The organism is Yersinia massiliensis CCUG 53443, from assembly GCF_000312485.1.
In the GTDB taxonomy this organism is placed as follows: Bacteria; Pseudomonadota; Gammaproteobacteria; order Enterobacterales; family Enterobacteriaceae; genus Yersinia; species Yersinia massiliensis.
Map to the genome: position 1 here is coordinate 364,625 of NZ_HE997644.1, position 20,268 is coordinate 384,892.

The window sequence follows — 20,268 nt, forward strand, 5'->3', positions numbered from 1 at the left end:
CGGGCTTTTTTTTGTTGTTTCCTGTACGCGTCAGCCCGCCCCGTAACCAGTGGTTTCGGTGGTGGTAATAATTGTTGTGATCAGGCTGATGTATCGCATGTCGTCTGTCTGTCTCATAAATGAAGCTCTCCCTCTATTGGTTAAAGCAATCGCCCTGCGAAGTCAAATTTTTTCATCAAACCACCCCAAAAAAATCGCTCTTTTAATGTTGTAAATCCTCTAACTCAACACGGGTAATTTGGCGACAGTTCGAAATAAGCCCTCAACATCCAGCCAATAAAACTAGAAATCTGCCTTTAATCACCATAATAAACTCTCACATCTTTTTTAACCCAATGACAAAAATACTCGGACAGACAAGTCATACAACAGTGGCGATAAAAATCCGATAGCAGAAATAAAATAGTCACTTTTTGACTCGCTATTCGGACAACCGATTAAAACAGGTGCAAAAAGTGCTGCTCTCGCAAGTTATTTTACATTTATCTAACATCGACGATAATTCTTCTAATGTTTTTCCATGAATTAACACGCTGACACGAAAAACAGGATCATCGCTATCATGTCGCGAGAATATTGATTTTAAACAATAAAAATCAAGAGATTAGAAAAGTTATATTTTTGTTACCCGCATGAACAATTTTATAATATTAACAACACTGAATCGATCGCATATTTTAACCCATAATCCCTTAAGCTTGTATTCTTGTAAGTCTTTTTCACAAAAGTGTTAACGTGCTACAATTGAATTTGATATATGTCAACAAAGCGTAGTTTTGTTGGGTGGTAGATTCGGCTCACACTGTTATATTGCTGTTAATAGCGTTAGGATATGCGCCGCTTTTGTCACCTTTGGGGCTGTAGGGAGTCACACCCCGATCAAGCTTGTAATGTTGTTGACGTTGATGGAAAGTGCATCAAGAACGCGTTTACGTACTTTAGTCATGTGATGAGCGGGATGACGAGTAACAAGTCAATAAAAACCCTAATATAACAAAGACTTCTGTACTTCCTATTTCTATTTTGTTGGCAATTTTAGGTAGCAAACATGCAGACCCCGCACATTCTGATCGTAGAAGATGAGATAGTTACTCGTAACACCCTTAAAAGCATTTTCGAGGCGGAAGGCTATGTTGTTCATGAAGCCAATGATGGCGCAGAAATGCACCACATTCTGTCTGAAAATGATATCAACTTAGTTATCATGGACATCAACCTGCCAGGCAAAAATGGCCTGCTGCTGGCACGGGAACTTCGTGAACAAGCCAGTGTTGCCCTAATGTTCCTGACAGGTCGCGATAACGAAGTCGATAAGATCCTTGGCTTGGAAATTGGTGCTGATGACTACATCACCAAACCATTCAATCCGCGCGAACTGACCATTCGGGCCCGTAATTTACTGTCACGCACCATGAACTTGGGCAGCGTAGGTGAAGAGCGCCGCTTGGTTGAGAGCTATAAATTTAATGGCTGGGAGCTGGATATCAACAGCCGCTCGTTGATTAGCCCTGCTGGCGAGCACTATAAGCTACCACGCAGTGAGTTCCGCGCCATGCTGCACTTCTGCGAAAACCCAGGCAAGATTCAGTCTCGTGGTGAATTGCTGAAGAAAATGACCGGCCGTGAATTGAAACCTCATGACCGTACCGTGGACGTGACTATCCGTCGTATTCGTAAACATTTCGAGTCTACGCCGGACACGCCTGAAATCATCGCCACCATCCATGGCGAAGGTTATCGTTTCTGTGGTGATTTAGAAGAGTAATCTTCACCATCATTCAGAGACAAAAAGGCCAGCTTTACGCTGGCTTTTTTTATGTCTGCACACAACAAAATAAGGCCTGTTACCAAGGCATAATCGGCACTGCACTGATGGCATTTTTGGGTGAGCCATCCACCACACGATCCGAGTACGTCAAATAGATGAGCGCATTACGTTTTTGGTCATAGAAACGGACCACTTGTAGCTTTTTAAATACCAATGACGTTCGTTTCTGGAAGACAACGGTGCCATCCGATTTTTTATTCTTAATTTTGTCTGTCAGCTCAATGGGCCCAACTTGCTGGCAAGAAATGGCTGCATCTGATGTATCTTCCGCTAACCCCAGCCCCCCCTTGATACCCCCCGTTTTTGCCCGACTGATATAACAAGTTACATTTTTAACGTCAGGGTCATCGAAGGCTTCAACCACGATTTTATGATCAGGTCCCAGCAACTTAAACACCGTATCAACTGAACCAATTTCCTCAGCATGGACACTCATTACGCCCAAAGAAAGCATGCACCCAAGCAATATCCAACTTTTTTTCATACACTTACTCCATTCCGTTGAATAACGTTATCCAACGTTAAATTTTTGTAGCAAAAATAGCGTACTCGGTAAAAATTCACTTTATCAATCTTAGATACTTATCTAACACATAATGCCAGTAAATTCTTAAGCAGTCGGGAACATAAAAAGTTGCTACTATGCGCCAGAGTTATTTTTTCCATATTAATAACACCCTAAATTTAGGCCGTTTTACGAGGAAGATCTATGGATCAAGCCAGTATCATTCGTGATTTGCTTAGCTGGCTAGAAAGTCATTTAGACCAGCCTTTAGCACTGGACAATGTCGCTGCCAAAGCAGGCTACTCAAAATGGCATTTGCAGCGAATGTTCAAGGATGTCACCGGGAATGCTATCGGTGCTTATATTCGCGCAAGAAGGCTATCAAAAGCCGCTGTTGCGTTACGACTCACTAGCCGCCCTATTTTGGACATTGCCCTGCAGTATCGCTTTGATTCGCAGCAAACCTTTACCCGTGCGTTTAAAAAACAGTTTGCGCAAACACCTGCGCTATACCGTCGGGCTGAGGATTGGCATTCAGCGGGGATATGCCCACCGATTCGGTTAGGGACCTATACGTTGCCGCAACCTGAATTTATCACGTTACCTGAACAACACTTAGTCGGTCTAACGCAAAGTTATTCTTGCACCCTCGAGCAGATATCGAATTTCCGAACTGAGTTGCGCACACAGTTCTGGCGACAGTATTTGGGGAATGCCGATCAACTGCCACCGGTGCTCTATGGCCTACATCACTCCCGCCCTAATCAGGAGAAGGATGATGAGCAAGAGATTTTCTATACCACGGCCATAGAACCCCAGCACGTGCCGAGCAATGTACAAGAAGGCCAAGCCGTTATCTTGCAAGGGGGAGAATATGCGCTGTTTAACTATGACGGGCCGCTGGATGGTTTGCAGGACTTCATCCTCACGCTTTACGGCACTTGCTTGCCGCAGCTAGGGCTGACCCGCAGACGTGGATATGATATCGAGCGATTCTTCCCGCAGGGGAGGCCAAAAGATCAGCCTCCAACCACGCTTAAATGTGAGTATCTCATCCCAATTAGACGTTAGCGTTGTAACTCATCAAGTGCTGGCATATCCAAATGCGCGGTATCGCCAGCACTTTCAATGACCCAACCAGATGCTAGCCAAGGACTTTCCTGATAATCAACACGCGACAACGAGCAGTTGCGCAACCGCAGGCGACGTTCAGCATGTGCCGGTAAGCCCAGTAATGTACTCAGCAGACATCCCAACGCCATACCATGGCTAATTAACAACGGCTTACTCCCCGCCGGTAGCTCTAAACAACTGTCCAGCGCCGCGCGCATCCGCCGACCTAACTCAGCCATCGATTCCCCTTCCGGGATACGACCACCTTCTGTGCCATTGACCATCTGCTTGCGCCATTGCTCTTCTTCTGGCGTTAAACTTTCAATCGGACGAGTTTCCAATACGCCCATGTTCAACTCGCGCAAGCGTGGGTCTGTCACCATTTTTAGCCCACAAGCATCGGCGATGATTTTTGCCGTCTGCTGCGTACGCCCAAGATCACTGGCGATAATATGCGTGATCCCTTGGCTACGAACCCGTTGCGCAACAAGGTAGGCCTGACGTATCCCGATGTCGGTCAACGGGCTATCTGATTGGCCTTGAATACGGCGTTCCGCGTTCCAAATGGTTTCGCCATGACGCACGAGATATACCTGTAACATGTCATTTATCCGTTATACTGCGTGAAATAATCGCTAAGCCTATGACGTTAACCTCTACTCAAGACCTTGGCGCGGCAAAGTCACTGGTCAGCCGACGCCAACCAGCCGCTTCAAATGCAATGAGTATAGGCTCTTAAATATATCGAGACTCATTATGTACCATGTTGTTGCTGCCACTACCAACCCTGCAAAGATCAAGGCTATTAGCCTCGCGTTCGATGATGTTTTTGGCCCCAATGGTTATCGTGTTGAAGGTATCAACGTCGACAGTGGCGTTCCCCTGCAACCTATCGGCAGTATTGAGACGCGCACAGGTGCCAGACAACGAGTGAGTCATGCCCGTCAGATGCGCCCTGAGGCTGATTTTTGGGTCGGGGTTGAAGCCGGTATCGAAGATAATATGACCTTTGCATGGATGGTTATTGAACACTTACAATCACGAGGCGAGTCTCGTTCTGCCAGTTTGATGCTGCCCGATATTATATTGCAAGGGATTCGCCAAGGCCGTGAGCTAGGCGACGAAATGGCCGATTTAACGGGCATTTCGAATGTGAAACATCAGGGCGGTGCCATTGGCATTTTCACTAACGGGAAGTTAACGCGCACCAGTGTTTATCATCAGGCGCTATTGCTAGCACTCGTCCCCTTTCACAATGAGATTTATCAACGCCCAGCCGAGGGCTAAAACACCCGCTAAATCGGTTACTTTTTATCAGCCAGCAATTGGGCTTCAAGCCAGTGCTTAAGTGGTAACGGCGCGGTTTTCAAACTATTGGAGCCCCGAGTGATGGTCGCGATACCCGCGCCCAACTGGTTTTTCAGCTCTCGTTGACTTAATTCCCCACGCATTAACTCTTCAATAATACGCACGCGAGTCCCCAGTGCAGTGCGCTCATCGGGCGTCAACATCAGTTGCAATAACGGCAAATGAAGATCTTGCGCAATGGCATTTTGCAGCAACGCAACAAAACTCAGCCAATGCTGATTATCTTCAGGGGATAACGCGGGGTCGGGAATGTGGTCTTCATTTGCCAACGCAGGCATGTCGGTCGATTGTTGTTTTGTCATGGTCTGCCGCCATACTATTTAACTAGTACAGCAGCATAACATAATGACTGATAGAGCCAAAGTACTTGCCGTGGCAGGTTAACAACTCATACGCCTGCCACGGCATGAACTCAGGAAATGACAGTAAACGTCACTCAATAACGGCGTTGCCACTCAGCATCACTCAACACTTTTGCTGGGCGATTCATAAAGTGGCGGTAAAAAGCATCATAGGCCAATACATTTTTTACGTAACCACGGGTTTCGGAGAAAGGAATGCTCTCGATAAATGCCACAGCATCGACCTGACCCGCACTATTCCCTAGCCACGTATTGACTCGTGAAGGACCCGCATTATAAGCCGCACTGGATAAGATACGGTTACGGCCAAACTGCTGATAGACCTCTTCCAGATAACTCGTGCCAATCTCAATATTCGTGACAGGATCCAGCAATTGGCTGCTATTAACATAGCCACTGATATTATTCAGCTTTACCGTATGTTCGGCGGTGCGCGGCATCACCTGCATCAGCCCTGACGCCCCAACAGGCGATTGTGCTTTCGGGTTCCAGGCACTCTCTTGGCGAGCAATGGCCATGGCATAACTTGGTGTTATCCCTTTACCTTCTGTTGCCTGACGGAACTCTTTCGGCCACGCTAGCGGGAAACGCTCTTCCAGATGATCCCACAGCTTAGCCACAATCGTGGCCTGGACACTCAGGTCAGCCCATTTTTGGTTAAAGGCGTAACGCGCTAAAGCTTCCTGCTCCGGCTTGCTGCGGCTAGCGACCAAATAACTCCACTCGTTTCGAGCCAAGTTATCCATATTCCAATACATCAACTCGCGGACGCGAGCGATCTCCGGCCGCTGAGCCAAAGAGGCATCGGGTTTAGCCGCAATCTCCACTTTTATCGGATAAGGCACGCCCAGCTTCTGCGCTGCGACCATTGGATAAAAACCACGCTCTTGCATCAAACTGCGCAAGATAGCTTCGCCTTCGGCTTTTTTGCCCTGCTCCAATAACAGTGAGGCACGCCAGTAGCGCCACTCATCTTTGTTTTGCGCATCGGCCGGTAAACGCGCCAGCCAGTTCGCTAAACCTTGACGATCGCCACTCCCCAGCGACATACGAATACGACGCTCCAGCAGCGGGGTGGAATGACTGCGTAACGTGACTTGATCCCGCCATTTCGCTTGATCATAGGTAGCATCTGTCCCCATGAGACGCCAAGCAACAGCCTCTTCCAGCTCCAGCTTCTCGCTATCACTCATTTTTTGCAGTCGTACTAACGTCGGGATCATCGCACGGGCATTTTCCGCATCCTGACGTGCCAGCCGTGTAAAGGCGATTATCGTGGCTGAACGCGTAAAATCTGTCGGCCCAACAGTCCGAGCGAAGCTCTCAACACTGGCTGGGTCACTTTGCAATTTAGCCAAGGCCGTGCCCATTGTTTGGTAATCGGCGGGTAGCTGTTTGAGTAAATAGCTGACCAAACTCGCATTACCCTCTTTTAGGGCCAACTTCATGCGCGCTAACGTCGCCAATGGTGTTTGATGTCCGGCTTGTTGCCAGACACTGAATAATTTGTCGCAACTACTCGGTAGCGCCTGACCATTAAGCCAAATTTCACTTGCGCCATCCCAAGCAACTTGCTGCTCACCCGTCGCCCATTTGGCATAGTAATAGTTACAGCGAGCCGCAACCGGTTTCGGCGCAGTTGGGCTGAAGGCCAATAGCCCGCGCCAATCTTCACGACGCGCCAGCTCATTGACAAAGCGGGATGAGAGCGAACTTGCGGGCGGCAATGTTGGATTCCGGCTGAGGAAATCATTCACTTGCGCCGCGCTCACTTGGCTCAGATCTTGAGTTAACTGGCGGTATTCCAGATACGGATACAGTGGATAGTCACGTAACGTGGGCATCAGTTGCGCCACGGTATCCATCTGATTGCTGTCCCAAGCCAGTTTAACTTGCTGATAGCGTTGCCGTTGGGCATCAAGGGAGTCAGCGAATGCCGCTCCTGAGGTCGTCACCAGACACACGCCAATCGCCAGATATCGCCACTTTTCCATACTTACTGTTTCCTCACTGGTTGTTGGCTACTGCAATTCAATTACCGCAACTTCTGATTAGCTTAGTCATTATAAGTTCCGGCGATGGAACATCTTAACGAAGAGTTTCACCTGATAGCCAGTGATTACACACACTAATGGATATGTAGGATGACTCTTTCTATGTATGATTTAAATCGCTGTTGGATTTCCTGCAGGATTAACAATACACATGGTTTTAAGAAGGAAACGTCCGAAAATGGTGGCATCAGATTAATCTAGTATTCAATAAGTTAAATTTAGCTTACTGCCAAATATTTCTTATTTATTATCTAAGATCAAAGCACTATTATGATAAAAATCTACTATCCTTGCTTAATATCGCTATGCTGTTGTAAATCTTTCATTTATACCCGAAGTCATTGGCGTTATTAACGTTTGGCATGGTCGAGGGTGAAGGGTAATATCTTTTTAGTAAATATATGCAAACGTAGTGATTATAGATTTACTCATTTTTAAGAAGGTTCTTTCAATGCAAAACTCATCTGACCATAAATCGGCCTCACCGCCTCCAGAAGGCAAGGCTTGGTATCAACTGACGACGGAAGAATCTTTGCAGCAGCTTAATAGCCGCGAAGAAGGGTTAAGCCAAAAAGAGGCGGAAGAACGCCTTAAGCAATACGGCCCCAATGCCCTCCCCGCCAAAAAAAGTAAGCACCCCCTGCTACAGTTCTTAGGCCATTTTAATGATGTCCTGATTTATATTTTATTAGCAGCGGCATTGGTCAAAGGTTTGATGGGTCATTCCGTTGACACCATCATTATCCTTTGCGTTGCCGTCATTAATGCCTTAATTGGTTACGTTCAAGAAAACAAAGCCGAAAGATCGCTGAAAAGCATACAAAATATGCTTTCCAGTAAAGCTGTGGTTATCCGTGATGGCAGTGCGCAAACCATTGACGCACAGAACCTCGTACCGGGTGATATCGTTACGCTAAAACCAGGGGATAAAATCCCCGCGGACCTACGACTGCTTGAAGCCCACAATCTCCAGATTGAAGAGGCGATTCTGACCGGTGAATCGACTGTGGTTGAGAAGCAAATCGGCGTGATTGAGAACGAGTCAGTCATTGGCGATCGTAAAAACTTGCTGTTCTCTGGCACCACCATCAGTGCGGGGACGGCAAAAGGCGTCGTCATCGCCAGTGGCGGCAATACCGAACTGGGTCATATCAACCAAATGATGTCAGAGGTTGAAGCCGTTCGTACCCCCCTGCTGCAACAGATGGACCGCTTGGGCAAAGCCATTTTCATCCTGATCTTAGTGATGATGGCATTCCTGTTTGTCTTTGCCTTTATCCTACGTGATCTGCCGGTTGATGAGCTATTGCTGGCGTTAATCAGCTTGGCCGTGGCTTCAGTACCAGAAGGTTTACCGGCGATTATTTCGATCATCCTGTCCCTTGGTGTACAAGCGATGGCGCGCAATCGCGCGATTATTCGTAAGCTACCGACAGTCGAAACGTTAGGGGCAATGACCGTCGTCTGTTCCGATAAAACCGGCACACTGACGATGAACGAAATGACCGTTAAAGCCGTCATTCTGGCTGACAGTTGCTATAAGGTCACCGGTGAAAGTTACGAGCCAGTCGGCAATATCTACCCAGAAGGCAGTGAGCAACAAGCTGTGCTGGCCGGGCCGTTAAAAACCTTTATCACTGCGGCCAATTTGTGTAATGACAGTCAGATACAAAAGAACGACCAAGGCCATTGGACGATTGTGGGTGGTCCAACCGAAGGCGCATTAAAAGTCTTGGCGGCTAAATCGGGGATTGAACTGGGTCAGGTAACACAACACGGTAAAATTCCTTTCGATTCAGCTTATAAGTACATGGCCACTAGCCACCAAGTTGAGTCTGAAAGCTGTATCTTCCTGACCGGTGCACCAGATGTGCTGTTCACATTCTGCCAGCAAGAGCTAACGGACCATGGCGTTGTGCCATTCCGCCGCGATTACTGGGACGCCGAGATGACCCGCTACAGCAAACAAGGTTTGCGTATGTTGGCTGCGGCCTACCGCCCAACCGAGCAGCCTCTTAGCGAATTGGACCACAGCGATATCCAGCAAGGGATGATCTTTGTTGGTATCGCCGGCATGATGGACCCACCTCGCCCTGAAGCCATTGATGCGATTGCGACCTGCCAGCAGGCGGGTATTCGCGTGAAAATGATCACCGGCGACCATCAGGAAACCGCGATGGCGATTGGTGCGATGCTTGGCATAGGCAATGGGAAAGACTCCATTACCGGTGGTCAGCTAGAGCACATGGATGATAAGGAACTGGCAGAAGCTGCGGTTCGTTATGATATCTTCGCCCGTACCAGCCCTGAGCATAAGTTGCGCTTGGTTAAAGCCTTGCAAGAGAAAGGCGAAATCGTGGGGATGACAGGCGATGGTGTTAACGATGCACCGGCACTGAAACAAGCCGATGTGGGTATTGCCATGGGTATCAAAGGGACTGAAGTCACAAAAGAAGCTGCCGATATGGTGCTGTCTGATGACAACTTCGCCACCATTGCCCACGCCGTTGAAGAAGGGCGTCGTGTTTACGATAACCTGAAGAAAACGATTCTGTTTGTATTACCAACCAACTTGGCGCAAGGGCTATTAATTATCTTTGCGATTTTGGTGGGTGCGGTGATTCCACTGACGCCACTGCAAATCCTCTGGATAAACATGGCAACCTCCACCACGCTCTCGTTTGGTTTGGCTTTCGAGCCGTCAGAACGTGGCATTATGCGTCGTAATCCGCGTGATCCGTCTAAACACGTGTTAGACGGCCATGCTATCTGGCGTATCGCATTTGTCGGTACCTTGATCGCTTGTAGTGCTTTTGCCTTGGAAGCCTACATGGAACCTCGCGGCTACAGCACCGAGTTTATCCGTACCGTAATAATGCAGACCTTGGTGACTGCACAGTGGATTTACATGTTTAACTGCCGCGTGATGGATCGCTTCCCGTTGAACAAAGAAGTCTTCGTCAACAAAGGGTTGTGGTTAGTCTCTGGCGTTCTGATCCTGTTGCAGCTCGCGATTATTTATCTGCCATTTATGAATACCGCGTTCGGTACTGAGCCATTACCAGCTTATTACTGGGGTGTGACGTTGTTGGTTTCTGTCGCGATATTTATTATCGTAGAAATCGAGAAATGGATTATTGGGCGTTTCAAAGGCGCATCAAACGCCGCTTAATTTTATCGACGACCATCAAGCCCGGCTAACTTAGCCGGGCTTTTTTTATGAATATAAAATAGCATTTAAGATTAATCGCAGATTGGCGATATTATGACTATGATTGCAATAATCAAAGTTTATAGTAGAGATAATGTAGGCTGAAATTTCCATCGACTGCAATTTACACGTGAACCTTGCCGCCCTACAGGAAGCGCAGAAATGAACACTGCAACTTGCGCATTTAGCGGCGTCAGTAATGATAAGCGCTATTGTCCGCTCAAACCGATCACGCTAGGGCGAGTCTGGCGGATCTGTGTCTCTATTTTCTTTCTTCTCTCGCTCCTATTTACCGCATGGCCGCTAATGGCGGCAAATAAACTGGGTGAGGAACGCATACAAAATCGCAGTGATAACGCGGCCAAAATGGTGCTGGGTATCATCAGCTATACGCGTTGGCCAGTACCACCGACAGTGATTCGTCTATGTGTAGTCCCTCAAACGGATTACGCAGAAATGTTATTTAATCCGGCTTTAATGCAAACCGCCCATCCGATTAAGACTGTGCATTATCCCCAGATAGATGCCTCGATTGCGGCCAATTGTGATGTGATTTATTTAGGACGCATTGAGGCACAAAAACGCCAAGAACTGGCCATTTTACTCACAGGGTACCCCGTGCTAACCATCAGTGAGGATTATGACGAATGCACCGTGGGCAGTGCATTTTGTTTACTGCTGGAAGATAAGCAAGCCTCTTTCAAAGTTAATATGGATGCATTAGCACGCGGTGGGGTACGTGTTCATCCCAGCGTGTTGCAACTTGCCCGTAAAAAGGCTGACGCATTATGAGTTCAATCAAAAATAAGTCTGCTGGTCAGGCTAAACATCACAATGCCCCCACTAATCTCCCCACGTTGGGACGAGTTCTGGGACGAATACATCTGATTGTGGCGCTCGTCTCAGTGGTAACAGCGGGTATCTGCCTGACACTGGCAGCACTGTTAGCATTACGGGTTTATGTCGATCATAACCTGCATTTAGTGGCTCGCTCGATTAGCTATACCACTGAAGCTGCGGTGGTGTTTGGCGACAGCATGGCTGCTAACGAAGCCCTCGCGCTCATTGCTGCTAATGAAGAAGTGGACAATGTGAAAATTTTGGATGTAAATGGCCGAGAGCTAGCCAGTTGGACAAAGCCTGATACTAGTCCGATGCACTATTTGGAACAACAAGTTGCCCGCTGTACACTACCTGACCCCGTTGTTCTTCCCATTATTCATGACGGCAATGAAATCGGTACCGTCGTGATTGCCGGTCATGGCAGTAACCTGCTACGTTTTCTACTGCAAGGAATGGCTGGCCTACTTTTATGCTTAGTGCTCACGACAGCGGTCGCATTAGTGTTGTCACGGCGCATGCTATCTGGTGTTATCGGTTCACTAAACCAAATTACCAAAGTCGCTCATAATGTTAGCCGCCATCGCAGCTTTGGCCAACGAGTTCCTTCGGCCAAAACAGCAGAGCTCAATGCGCTAAGCGATGACTTCAATGAATTGCTAGGGGAACTGGAAGTTTGGCAGGCTCACCTCACGCAAGAGAATGATTCACTTGCACATCGGGCAGCACACGATAGCCTTACTGGTTTGGCAAACCGCGCCTTTTTTGAAGGCCGCTTAAGTCGCACGCTGGGCGATTGTGAACCAGGTGAACATGCTGCAGTTTTATTCCTTGATGGCGACCACTTCAAAGAAATTAATGATAACTATGGTCATGCGGCGGGGGATGTCGTGCTGACCACCATCGCTGACCGTATTCGCGCCTTATTACGAGAAAGCGATTTAGTCGCCCGCTTAGGTGGTGATGAGTTCGCCGTATTGCTGGCCCCCATTCATCACATTAAAGACGTTTCGATCATTGCCAGCGATATTCATGAAAGTATGAGCCAACCCATTATGTTAGCGGATGGATGCGAAATTACGATGTCGCTGAGTATTGGGATCGCGATTTATCCTGACCATGCCCAAACACCTGAAGCATTGTTACAGCGGGCAGATGAGGCGATGTATCAAGCCAAGAAAAACTTCCAGTCTGGCGGGAGTATAATTGCTCAACCATCGGACACTTCTCTTACAGAAAGCTTAGGATAGGTGACATGCAAGGATTGAAAAATCAGCCTTTGATTTGCCGTATCTGGTTCAGTTTTTTCGCTCTCAGTTTATTGGTATTGGCAGGGTGCCAAGCGCCTCATACCGGATTGACTGCTGAGCAAATTGCCGCATTACAAGCTCAGGGGTTTAAATTAACCGATAACGGTTGGGAGTTTGGCATGGCGAATAAAGTGTTATTCGATAGCGATATTAAACAACTTAATCCGGCCGGTGTTCAGACGGTACAAAATATTGGTAAAGCGTTAGTGGCTGTGGACATTACTCATTTGCGGGTTGATGGTCATACCGATGCCATTGGTGAAGATAATTATAATCAACAATTGTCTTATCAGCGTGCCGCCGCTGTCGCCGATTCGCTGGCAGCCGTTGGTATTCCCAGAGCGAATATTGACGTGCGCGGTAGAGGGAAGCTTGAACCCGTTGCCGATAACCATACCGCGAAAGGCCGAGCAGAGAATCGCCGTGTCGCGATGATAGTCACCGCACCTTAGTTTTTTGCGCTGCGCAGTAAACGAAATCATCCCGATGAGCTGACACTAGTCAGTGATTCGGGTTATTGAGTGCAGCTAACAACGCTGTGGCGGCAAGGACGAAGGGGAAGCTGGGAACTCCAACCAAAACGGGCTACACTCCGCACCAGACATCACTAATAAAAGAGAGGCAGACGCAACGTGGCTCAATACGTCTATTCCATGCATCGTGTCGGTAAGATTGTTCCGCCGAAACGGCATATTTTGAAAAACATCTCCCTGAGTTTCTTCCCTGGGGCAAAAATTGGTGTACTGGGTCTGAATGGTTCCGGTAAATCCACCTTGCTGCGCATTATGGCGGGTATTGATACCGACATTGAAGGTGAAGCGCGCCCACAACCTGGTATCAAAATTGGTTACTTACCGCAGGAGCCTAAGCTAAATCTTGAGCAAACGGTGCGTGAATCAGTTGAAGAGGCGGTTGGCGATGTTAAACGCGCACTGACCCGTTTGGATGAGGTTTATGCGCTGTATGCTGACCCTGATGCAGATTTCGATAAACTCGCGAAAGAGCAAGGTGAACTAGAAGCCATTATCCAAGCCCAAGATGGCCATAATCTGGATAACCAGTTAGAACGTGCTGCGGATGCTCTGCGCCTGCCGCCGTGGGATGCCAAGATTGCTAATCTGTCCGGTGGTGAACGCCGCCGCGTGGCGATTTGCCGTCTGCTGCTGGAAAAACCAGACATGCTGTTGCTGGACGAACCAACCAACCACTTGGATGCGGAATCCGTGGCATGGCTGGAACGCTTCCTGCACGACTATGAAGGCACCGTGGTCGCCATTACCCATGACCGTTACTTCCTCGATAACGTAGCAGGCTGGATTCTGGAACTGGACCGTGGCGAAGGTATCCCATGGGAAGGTAACTACTCTTCATGGCTGGAGCAGAAAGATGCTCGTCTGGCGTTGGAAGCCTCTTCCGAAGCCGCTCGTCGCAAGTCGATTGAGAAAGAGCTGGAGTGGGTTCGTCAGAATCCAAAAGGCCGTCAGGCGAAAGGCAAAGCACGTCTGGCCCGCTTTGAAGAACTTAACAGCGTTGAGTATCAAAAACGTAACGAAACCAGCGAGTTGTTCATTCCACCGGGTCCACGTTTAGGTGACAAAGTGCTGGAAGTGGAGCACTTGAGTAAATCTTACGGTGACCGCCTGTTGATTGATGATCTGACTTTTGCGCTGCCAAAAGGTGCCATCGTTGGGATTATCGGCCCGAACGGTGCCGGTAAATCAACGCTGTTCCGCATGTTATCCGGCCAAGAACAACCCGACTCTGGTTCGATTTCGCTGGGCGATACCGTGCTGTTGGCCTCGGTTGATCAGTTCCGTGACAACATGGATGACAGCAAAACCGTGTGGGAAGAAGTTTCCGGCGGCCAAGACATCATGAAGATCGGCAACTTTGAGATCCCAAGCCGCGCCTACGTGGGCCGCTTTAACTTCAAAGGTATCGATCAAGGTAAGCGTGTCGGTGAGTTGTCTGGTGGTGAGCGTGGCCGTATTCATTTGGCTAAGCTGCTACAGGTTGGCGGTAACATGTTGCTGCTCGATGAACCAACCAACGATCTGGATATCGAAACGCTACGCGCACTGGAAAACGCCTTGCTAGAATTCCCAGGTTGCGCAATGGTCATTTCCCATGACCGTTGGTTCCTTGACCGAATTGCGACTCATATCATCGATTATCAAGATGAGGGCAAAGTGCAATTCTTCGAAGGTAACTTTACCGAGTACGAAGAGTGGAAAAAACGCACTCTGGGTGCTGAAGCGCTGGAACCCCACCGCATCAAATATAAGAAAATGGTTAAGTAATCCCTTAACCTGACTTAACCCAACTCACGGCCTGCCATTGCAGGCCGTTTTAATCTGGAAAAATCACTCGATACCGAGTACTCCGCCCTTCCCCTGGCAATTTCTCGATACATTCCCGAGCTGACAATGATAGAACGTCTTGAGTCGGCGCTTCAGAATGCCCGTAAGCGTCACATTCATACCGTCTTTTATTTTTGCACGCGTTTCTTACCATGGACACTTTCGCGAACATGGACACTACCGTGGACAAAAATACACCTTACAACAGAAGACCCTGGATCTTCACTGCGCTGAGCCTTCGGTTTAATGAGGCTATGACTTACCGTGAAATTGCGGAGCAACTGAACATTAGCTCATCAGCCATACATAAGATGTTTACTCGCTTCCTACGCACCGGTATTAACTGGCCATTGCCGGAGGAATATACACCTGAACGTCTGGAGGAAGAGCTTTATGCCTTCAATCTTGAGACAAATCTTCCTGTAAAAAAACGCCGCCCGGACTGGCCGGTGAACCGGCTACGTGATTTTGCTGCCGTGGAAAGTTAATCTCGCATCTGCTGTATTAGCTCAGAACTGACCTTAAAATTCTATGGCATGCTTCGAGTAGAGTTCATCAATGGCCCCAGACCATCCGGGCTGGATGGTCATCAGCATGACAGAAAGTGGTGTGTGCATTCGCGTCACCGGGGCGGCACAGACACCTGCTGTTGCCTTATCTGTCGATATCCAAACTGCTCTTATCGTACCTGAGCTTTGCCGCTGATACGATTGGTGGTTTAAGACAATGGTCCGGAGATACAATGCCACACGCACTTTTTGTTCTTTGCAAAGAACTTCCGGTAGCATTCTCCCGAAAACTCAGCTATGAACGTCCTCGATCGTGTTTCAGGACGCATCAACCGGGCGTTCGTGACCACAATGCGTCTCTGTTTACTTACCGGAGATCGTTATGTTACGGACCCTTATTTGTTTTCTTTTTTCTCTTATCTTTAGCGTCACATCGTATGCCAATACGGCTTTTCGGCAGCTGAATATCCACGAGGATAATTCCCGACCTCTCGATATCGCTATCTGGTATCCCACCGCGATAACCGGCTCACCGGAAAAAATAGGTGATAATATTGTCTTTTACGGCACCTCTGTGCTGCGCGATGCGGCACCGGAAGCTGGCGAGCATCCGCTGCTTCTGCTTTCTCACGGCTATGGCGGCAACTGGCGTAACCTGAACTGGCTGGCAACGGAAATGGCGGCTCAGGGATATATTGTGGCGGCGGTCGACCATCCCGGCACGACAACACTTAACAAACAGCCGCAGGATGCGAAGGAACTCTGGCGCCGGCCACAGGATCTCCGGCGGGCGATGGTGAAAATTATCTCCACCCCCTCTCTTGCCGGAAAAGTTGATGCGCAGAGAATCGCTGCTGCCGGACACTCTCTCGGCGGCTGGACGGTGCTTGAACTGGCAGGGGCACGCTTTGACGCCGCACGCTTCCAAAATGATTGCCGGGCACATGCCAGGCTGGCTGCCTGCAAGTTAATACAGACGCTGGGTATCGATAAAGCTGACGGGCGGCTGAACGCAGACGAAGGTGAGCCGGCAATCAAAGCCGTTGTCTCACTCGATCTGGGGCTGGCCCGCGGATTCACGCCAGAATCACTTTCTCAGATTTCAGTACCGGTGTTGATTATGACGGCTCAGGTGGACAGTGATGAGCTACCCGCCAGGCTGGAGTCGGGCTACCTGGCTCAGTATATCCCTGCCGCAGTAAGGAAGGTAGTGAATGTCGAAGGGGCCACGCATTTTAGTTTTATGCAGCTGTGCAAACCGGGTGCAATGGCATTCATCGCGGAAAAAGAACCGGGCGAAGAGATTGTCTGCCGGGATGGCAGCGCCCGGAGTCGGGCTGCGATTCATCGCCAGCTCGCCCTGGATATCAGCGCCTTCCTCAATCAGGCTCTCGATTTTCAGCCGCTGCCCGGCGGTAATCCGTCGGGGTCACACCGCTGATACGAAGAAACTCGCGATGAAAGTTTGATTTGGTGGCAAAACCCGCCTCCAGCATCACTTCCGTTATCGGTAAAGCCGTGTTCCGTAGAAGCTGCTGCGCATAGTCGATGCGCAAGCCGTTGATCCACTGTGAGACATTGCAGCCGCGCGTCAGGTTCACCGCTTTTGAAATCTGGCGCGCGGGGACCCCAGTTTTTCTCGCCAGCGTATTCAGTGTCAGGTCGGGATTCAAATACAGATTCTGCTCGCTTATCAGCATGTTGACCCGATGATAAATGGAGAGAAACGCTTCGCTATTGTTCCCTTTACTCTCTTCGGGGGGCAATACCGGCTCCCCGACCGGGAGTGACGGACGGCTGCTACCGACAATGGCAAAACAGATAAATGGCAGCAGAATAGCCTGCGAGATTGCGACCAACTGCGGTGCCTGCTGGCCCTGATAAAAATGGAAGTTGAGTGCGATGGCCAGATCGGTCAGTCCGGAAAAACAGAGAAAGCACCCGGCGATAAAAGCGAGTGATGAGGTTGAAGCGCTGTCGCTAAGTCGCCTGAAAATGAATGTATCGCTCCCCAGCAGCGCCGTTCGAATCAGGGCACAACCGTAGCCGACATAGAGCAGCATCAGTACTGCATCCGTGGTTGCCGGAGCGGTAAGGTTCAGCACCAGAGCGAGTATCGGCGGTACCACAAAAGCAGCGACTTTTTGCTGTAAGCGCTGTTCTGTAAAGCAGGCAAAGCAGTGCCATGCCAGCGGTGGCAGGGTGATCGCGATGACAGACTGCAGCTGGCGCAGCAGAATAAGATCGAACTGCCAGCGCAGGGCTGACATCAGGAGCAGCAGCGAACAGCCCACAATAAAGGTAGCGCTGTTGCGATAGCCTGCGGGACGTTGCCGGCAAACCTTCAACAGTAAAATAAGCAAAATAGACAGGGTGAACCAGGGAAAGGGAATGGCCAGCATGTGATACCTGTACGCAAAGCATTTATATCAGGGGATATGTTGTGCCATAAACAGGTACAAAAAAACACTGCCAGGTACATAAATCTTCAACGATTCAACTCGTTCACTCTGTATACGCCTTCTAGGCTTATGAAGTCGTCATTTTGAATAACGTAATAATCTGCGTGTTGCCCCCCAGCCTGAAATTAATGTCCAAAACAGTGCATCAGCTTAAGTCCGAGCAAACACATATCTACGTAAGTGTATATACGGTCTAAATGTGACGCTTCAGAATGCCCCCTCTCCTTGCCCATTCGACCATAGGTTTTCGTGCACCGTTTTCTCCAAAATGAGGATTGAGCCGATTAGCCGCTCTATTCGGCTCATCAGGACATTGCCAGCCCTTGCACGTAATCCTCAAAGACCGGATGCCCAATCACCACATCAATGAAACAGCTCAATGCGGGCGAGTTGAGTTTGCGGCTGGGGTAGACCAAATACAGCTCATTTCCTTCAGCCTGCCATTCGGGCAGCACCTCGACCAACTGGCGATTCGTCACCACTTCGCGGCTGAGAAATGCCGGAAGTAAGGTGATCCCCGCCCCTGTTAGCGCGCATTCTCGTGCATACAACAGGTTATCCGTCACATGCTGCACCGGTACTTGCCAGCGATAAAATTCATCTTTACGGCGTAAAATCAGCGCCTGCCAAGCACGATGGGCGATGCAATGGTGCGCCTCCAATTGGCGTGGATGTGACAAGGGTGGATGCTGCGCCAAATAGTCTGGCGAGGCCAGCAGATAGCGAGGGGCATACCCTAGCCGACGACCAATAAGCGACGAATCCTGTGGTTTGCCGGTTCGCAAGGCCACATCAAATCCCTCTTCCACCAAATCCACCATGGTATCTGACACTAAAACTTCCAACTGTACATCCGGATATTGCTGCTGAAAATCAGTCGCCAACCGCGCCAGCAAAGTGGCACCTAATCCGGCAGGCGTCGAAATCCGTAAACGACCACTGGGATTCGCCTTCAGGCGTTGCAGTGCCAGATCCGCACGCTCAGCCGCTTGCAACATCTCTTGGCAATGCAACAAATACCGTTCACCGGCAAAGGTCAGATTCAACTGGCGGGTGGTTCGGTTAAGCAACCGAATCCCTAAACGTTGCTCTAACTGGCTGATGCGCTGGCTAACACTCGATTTTGGCAATCCGACCCTTTCCGCCGCGCGCGTAAAACTGCCGCATTCCGCCACGTGCGCAAACAGCGCCATATCCTGCAGCTGCTTAAACATGATTGTTCTTAAACATGATTGTTTATCTCAGACGAACACTGCGTTAGTGATTGTCCATCTTATCACTGCTATCAGTTAAGTCTAAACTCTCTTAACACACTCAACAGGACAATAAAAATGACCTTTAAAGCCATCGCTGTGAACCCACAACAACCTGCCGACTTTGTAGAAATCGCGCTAGATAGACTCGCACCCGGCCCCTTTGATTTGCTGGTTGAAGTTAAAGCGGCCTCCATCAATCCGGTGGATACCAAAGTACACAGCAGCTTGAAAAAAAATGGCCTACAGCAGCCTCGGGTTTTGGGCTGGGACGCAGCAGGGGTGGTGATCAGTGTTGGAGATAAGGTTACCGGTTTCCATGCTGGTGATGAGGTTTGGTACGCGGGTGATATCACTCGCGCTGGCAGTAATGCACAGCAACAGTTAGTCGATGCCCGCATTGCAGCCCATAAACCCCACTCAATGAATTGGGCGCAGGCTGCCGCTATCCCTTTAACCGCTATTACTGCATGGGAAGCCTTGTTTGAACACTTGAAGATTCAGCAAGCCAGCGCAGGAAAAAGTCTGCTTATCATCGGTGGTGCGGGTGGTGTGGGATCACTGGCGATTCCGTTGGCCGCCTTACGCAGCCAAGTCAAAGTGATTGCGACCGCATCACGCCCAGCATCTGCCGCTTGGTGCCGTGAACGAGGAGCTGACCTGACGGTTGATTATCGCGACCTGAAAGCACAGTTAGCAAAAGAAGGTATCGATAAAGTGGATTACATTCTCTGCCTAAATGATACAGACGGTCACTGGTCGGCTATCAGCGAATTGATCGCACCGCTGGGGCAGATATGCACCATCGTTGAGAATGAAAAACCTTTGGATCAGAATCAGTTAAAACTGAAAAGTGCCGCTTTGCATTGGGAGTTTATGTTCACGCGTAGCATGTTTTCTACGCCAGATATTGCCCAACAAGGGGAAATCCTAAAACAGGTGAGCCAGTTGGTGGATGAGGGCAAACTGCAAGGCACGCTAAGCGAAACCCTGCACGGCCTGACCGTTGAAAACCTGCATGCCGCCCATGCACAAGTGGCAGAGGGGCATATGCAGGGCAAAATTGTGATTGCTTACTAAAACACTGATAACT

At 49.2% G+C, this 20,268-nt stretch carries 19 protein-coding genes and 1 pseudogene; 12 read left to right on the top strand and 8 right to left on the bottom strand.

The window, feature by feature from the left end:
• Positions 1–30 precede the first annotated feature (30 nt).
• Together thrL and yjjY are read right to left on the bottom strand one after the other, a co-directional pair.
• Complete coding sequence (thrL, locus tag BN68_RS23310; protein ID WP_071822419.1) at positions 31–117, bottom strand: thr operon leader peptide; 87 nt, start codon at positions 115–117, stop codon at positions 31–33.
• Positions 118–871: 754 nt separating this feature from the next.
• Positions 872–946: pseudogene (yjjY, locus tag BN68_RS24340) on the bottom strand (protein YjjY); the annotation flags it as partial.
• Positions 947–1,048: 102 nt separating this feature from the next.
• Here yjjY and arcA point away from each other — a divergent pair.
• Complete coding sequence (gene arcA / locus BN68_RS10645) at positions 1,049–1,765, top strand: two-component system response regulator ArcA (protein ID WP_004706052.1); 717 nt, start codon at positions 1,049–1,051, stop codon at positions 1,763–1,765.
• 79 nt (positions 1,766–1,844) lie between these two features.
• On the opposite strand, the gene creA is transcribed toward arcA, so the two are convergent.
• A complete protein-coding gene (gene creA, locus BN68_RS10650) occupies positions 1,845–2,312 on the bottom strand; it encodes a protein CreA (protein WP_019211152.1) in 468 nt (155 codons plus the stop codon).
• Positions 2,313–2,537: 225 nt separating this feature from the next.
• Here creA and robA point away from each other — a divergent pair, with 225 nt between their 5' ends.
• A complete protein-coding gene (gene robA, locus BN68_RS10655; protein ID WP_019211153.1) occupies positions 2,538–3,404 on the top strand; it encodes an MDR efflux pump AcrAB transcriptional activator RobA in 867 nt (288 codons plus the stop codon).
• Here robA and gpmB read toward each other — a convergent pair.
• A complete protein-coding gene (gene gpmB, locus BN68_RS10660; RefSeq protein WP_019211154.1) occupies positions 3,401–4,048 on the bottom strand; it encodes a 2,3-diphosphoglycerate-dependent phosphoglycerate mutase GpmB in 648 nt (215 codons plus the stop codon). The genes robA and gpmB overlap by 4 nt on opposite strands.
• Positions 4,049–4,202: 154 nt before the next feature.
• Here gpmB and yjjX point away from each other — a divergent pair, with 154 nt between their 5' ends.
• Positions 4,203–4,733, top strand: coding sequence for an inosine/xanthosine triphosphatase (yjjX, locus tag BN68_RS10665; RefSeq protein ID WP_019211155.1), 531 nt, complete (start codon positions 4,203–4,205; stop codon positions 4,731–4,733).
• A 17-nt stretch (positions 4,734–4,750) separates the two neighbouring features.
• Here yjjX and trpR read toward each other — a convergent pair whose 3' ends face one another.
• Positions 4,751–5,116, bottom strand: coding sequence for a trp operon repressor (trpR, locus tag BN68_RS10670; RefSeq protein WP_019211156.1), 366 nt, complete (start codon positions 5,114–5,116; stop codon positions 4,751–4,753).
• 134 nt (positions 5,117–5,250) lie between these two features.
• Positions 5,251–7,170, bottom strand: coding sequence for a murein transglycosylase (sltY, locus tag BN68_RS10675; RefSeq protein WP_019211157.1), 1,920 nt, complete (start codon positions 7,168–7,170; stop codon positions 5,251–5,253).
• 511 nt (positions 7,171–7,681) lie between these two features.
• Between sltY and BN68_RS10680 the strand changes: the two genes are divergently transcribed.
• From BN68_RS10680 to BN68_RS10710, 8 genes are all read left to right on the top strand, one after another.
• Positions 7,682–10,402, top strand: coding sequence for a cation-transporting P-type ATPase (locus tag BN68_RS10680; protein WP_019211158.1), 2,721 nt, complete (start codon positions 7,682–7,684; stop codon positions 10,400–10,402).
• 201 nt (positions 10,403–10,603) lie between these two features.
• Positions 10,604–11,233 (top strand): YfiR family protein, encoded by a 630-nt coding sequence (locus BN68_RS10685; protein ID WP_019211159.1) that lies wholly within the window; start codon positions 10,604–10,606, stop codon positions 11,231–11,233.
• A complete protein-coding gene (locus BN68_RS10690; protein ID WP_019211160.1) occupies positions 11,230–12,531 on the top strand; it encodes a diguanylate cyclase domain-containing protein in 1,302 nt (433 codons plus the stop codon). Before BN68_RS10685 ends, BN68_RS10690 begins: the two co-directional genes overlap by 4 nt.
• 5 nt (positions 12,532–12,536) lie before the next feature.
• Complete coding sequence (locus BN68_RS10695; RefSeq protein ID WP_019211161.1) at positions 12,537–13,043, top strand: OmpA family protein; 507 nt, start codon at positions 12,537–12,539, stop codon at positions 13,041–13,043.
• Positions 13,044–13,223: 180 nt separating this feature from the next.
• A complete protein-coding gene (gene ettA / locus BN68_RS10700) occupies positions 13,224–14,891 on the top strand; it encodes an energy-dependent translational throttle protein EttA (RefSeq protein ID WP_042806636.1) in 1,668 nt (555 codons plus the stop codon).
• Between the two features lie 242 nt (positions 14,892–15,133).
• Positions 15,134–15,439 (top strand): sigma factor-like helix-turn-helix DNA-binding protein, encoded by a 306-nt coding sequence (locus BN68_RS23915; RefSeq protein WP_231294032.1) that lies wholly within the window; start codon positions 15,134–15,136, stop codon positions 15,437–15,439.
• A 70-nt stretch (positions 15,440–15,509) separates the two neighbouring features.
• A complete protein-coding gene (locus BN68_RS23920; RefSeq protein ID WP_019211164.1) occupies positions 15,510–15,656 on the top strand; it encodes a hypothetical protein in 147 nt (48 codons plus the stop codon).
• Positions 15,657–15,842: 186 nt separating this feature from the next.
• On the top strand, positions 15,843–16,901 hold the full coding sequence (locus tag BN68_RS10710) for an alpha/beta hydrolase family protein (protein WP_019211165.1): 1,059 nt from the start codon (positions 15,843–15,845) through the stop codon (positions 16,899–16,901).
• On the opposite strand, the gene BN68_RS10715 is transcribed toward BN68_RS10710, so the two are convergent.
• Together BN68_RS10715 and BN68_RS10720 are read right to left on the bottom strand one after the other, a co-directional pair.
• Positions 16,840–17,862, bottom strand: a complete 1,023-nt coding sequence (locus BN68_RS10715; protein ID WP_019211166.1) for a helix-turn-helix domain-containing protein — start codon at positions 17,860–17,862, stop codon at positions 16,840–16,842. The genes BN68_RS10710 and BN68_RS10715 overlap by 62 nt on opposite strands.
• Before the next feature lie 365 nt (positions 17,863–18,227).
• Positions 18,228–19,136 carry a LysR family transcriptional regulator gene (locus tag BN68_RS10720; protein WP_019211167.1) on the bottom strand — a complete coding sequence of 303 codons (909 nt, stop codon included), beginning with the start codon at positions 19,134–19,136 and terminating at the stop codon, positions 18,228–18,230.
• Between the two features lie 117 nt (positions 19,137–19,253).
• On the opposite strand from BN68_RS10720, the gene BN68_RS10725 reads away from it, so the two are divergent.
• On the top strand, positions 19,254–20,255 hold the full coding sequence (locus BN68_RS10725; RefSeq protein ID WP_019211168.1) for a zinc-binding alcohol dehydrogenase family protein: 1,002 nt from the start codon (positions 19,254–19,256) through the stop codon (positions 20,253–20,255).
• Positions 20,256–20,268 lie beyond the last annotated feature (13 nt).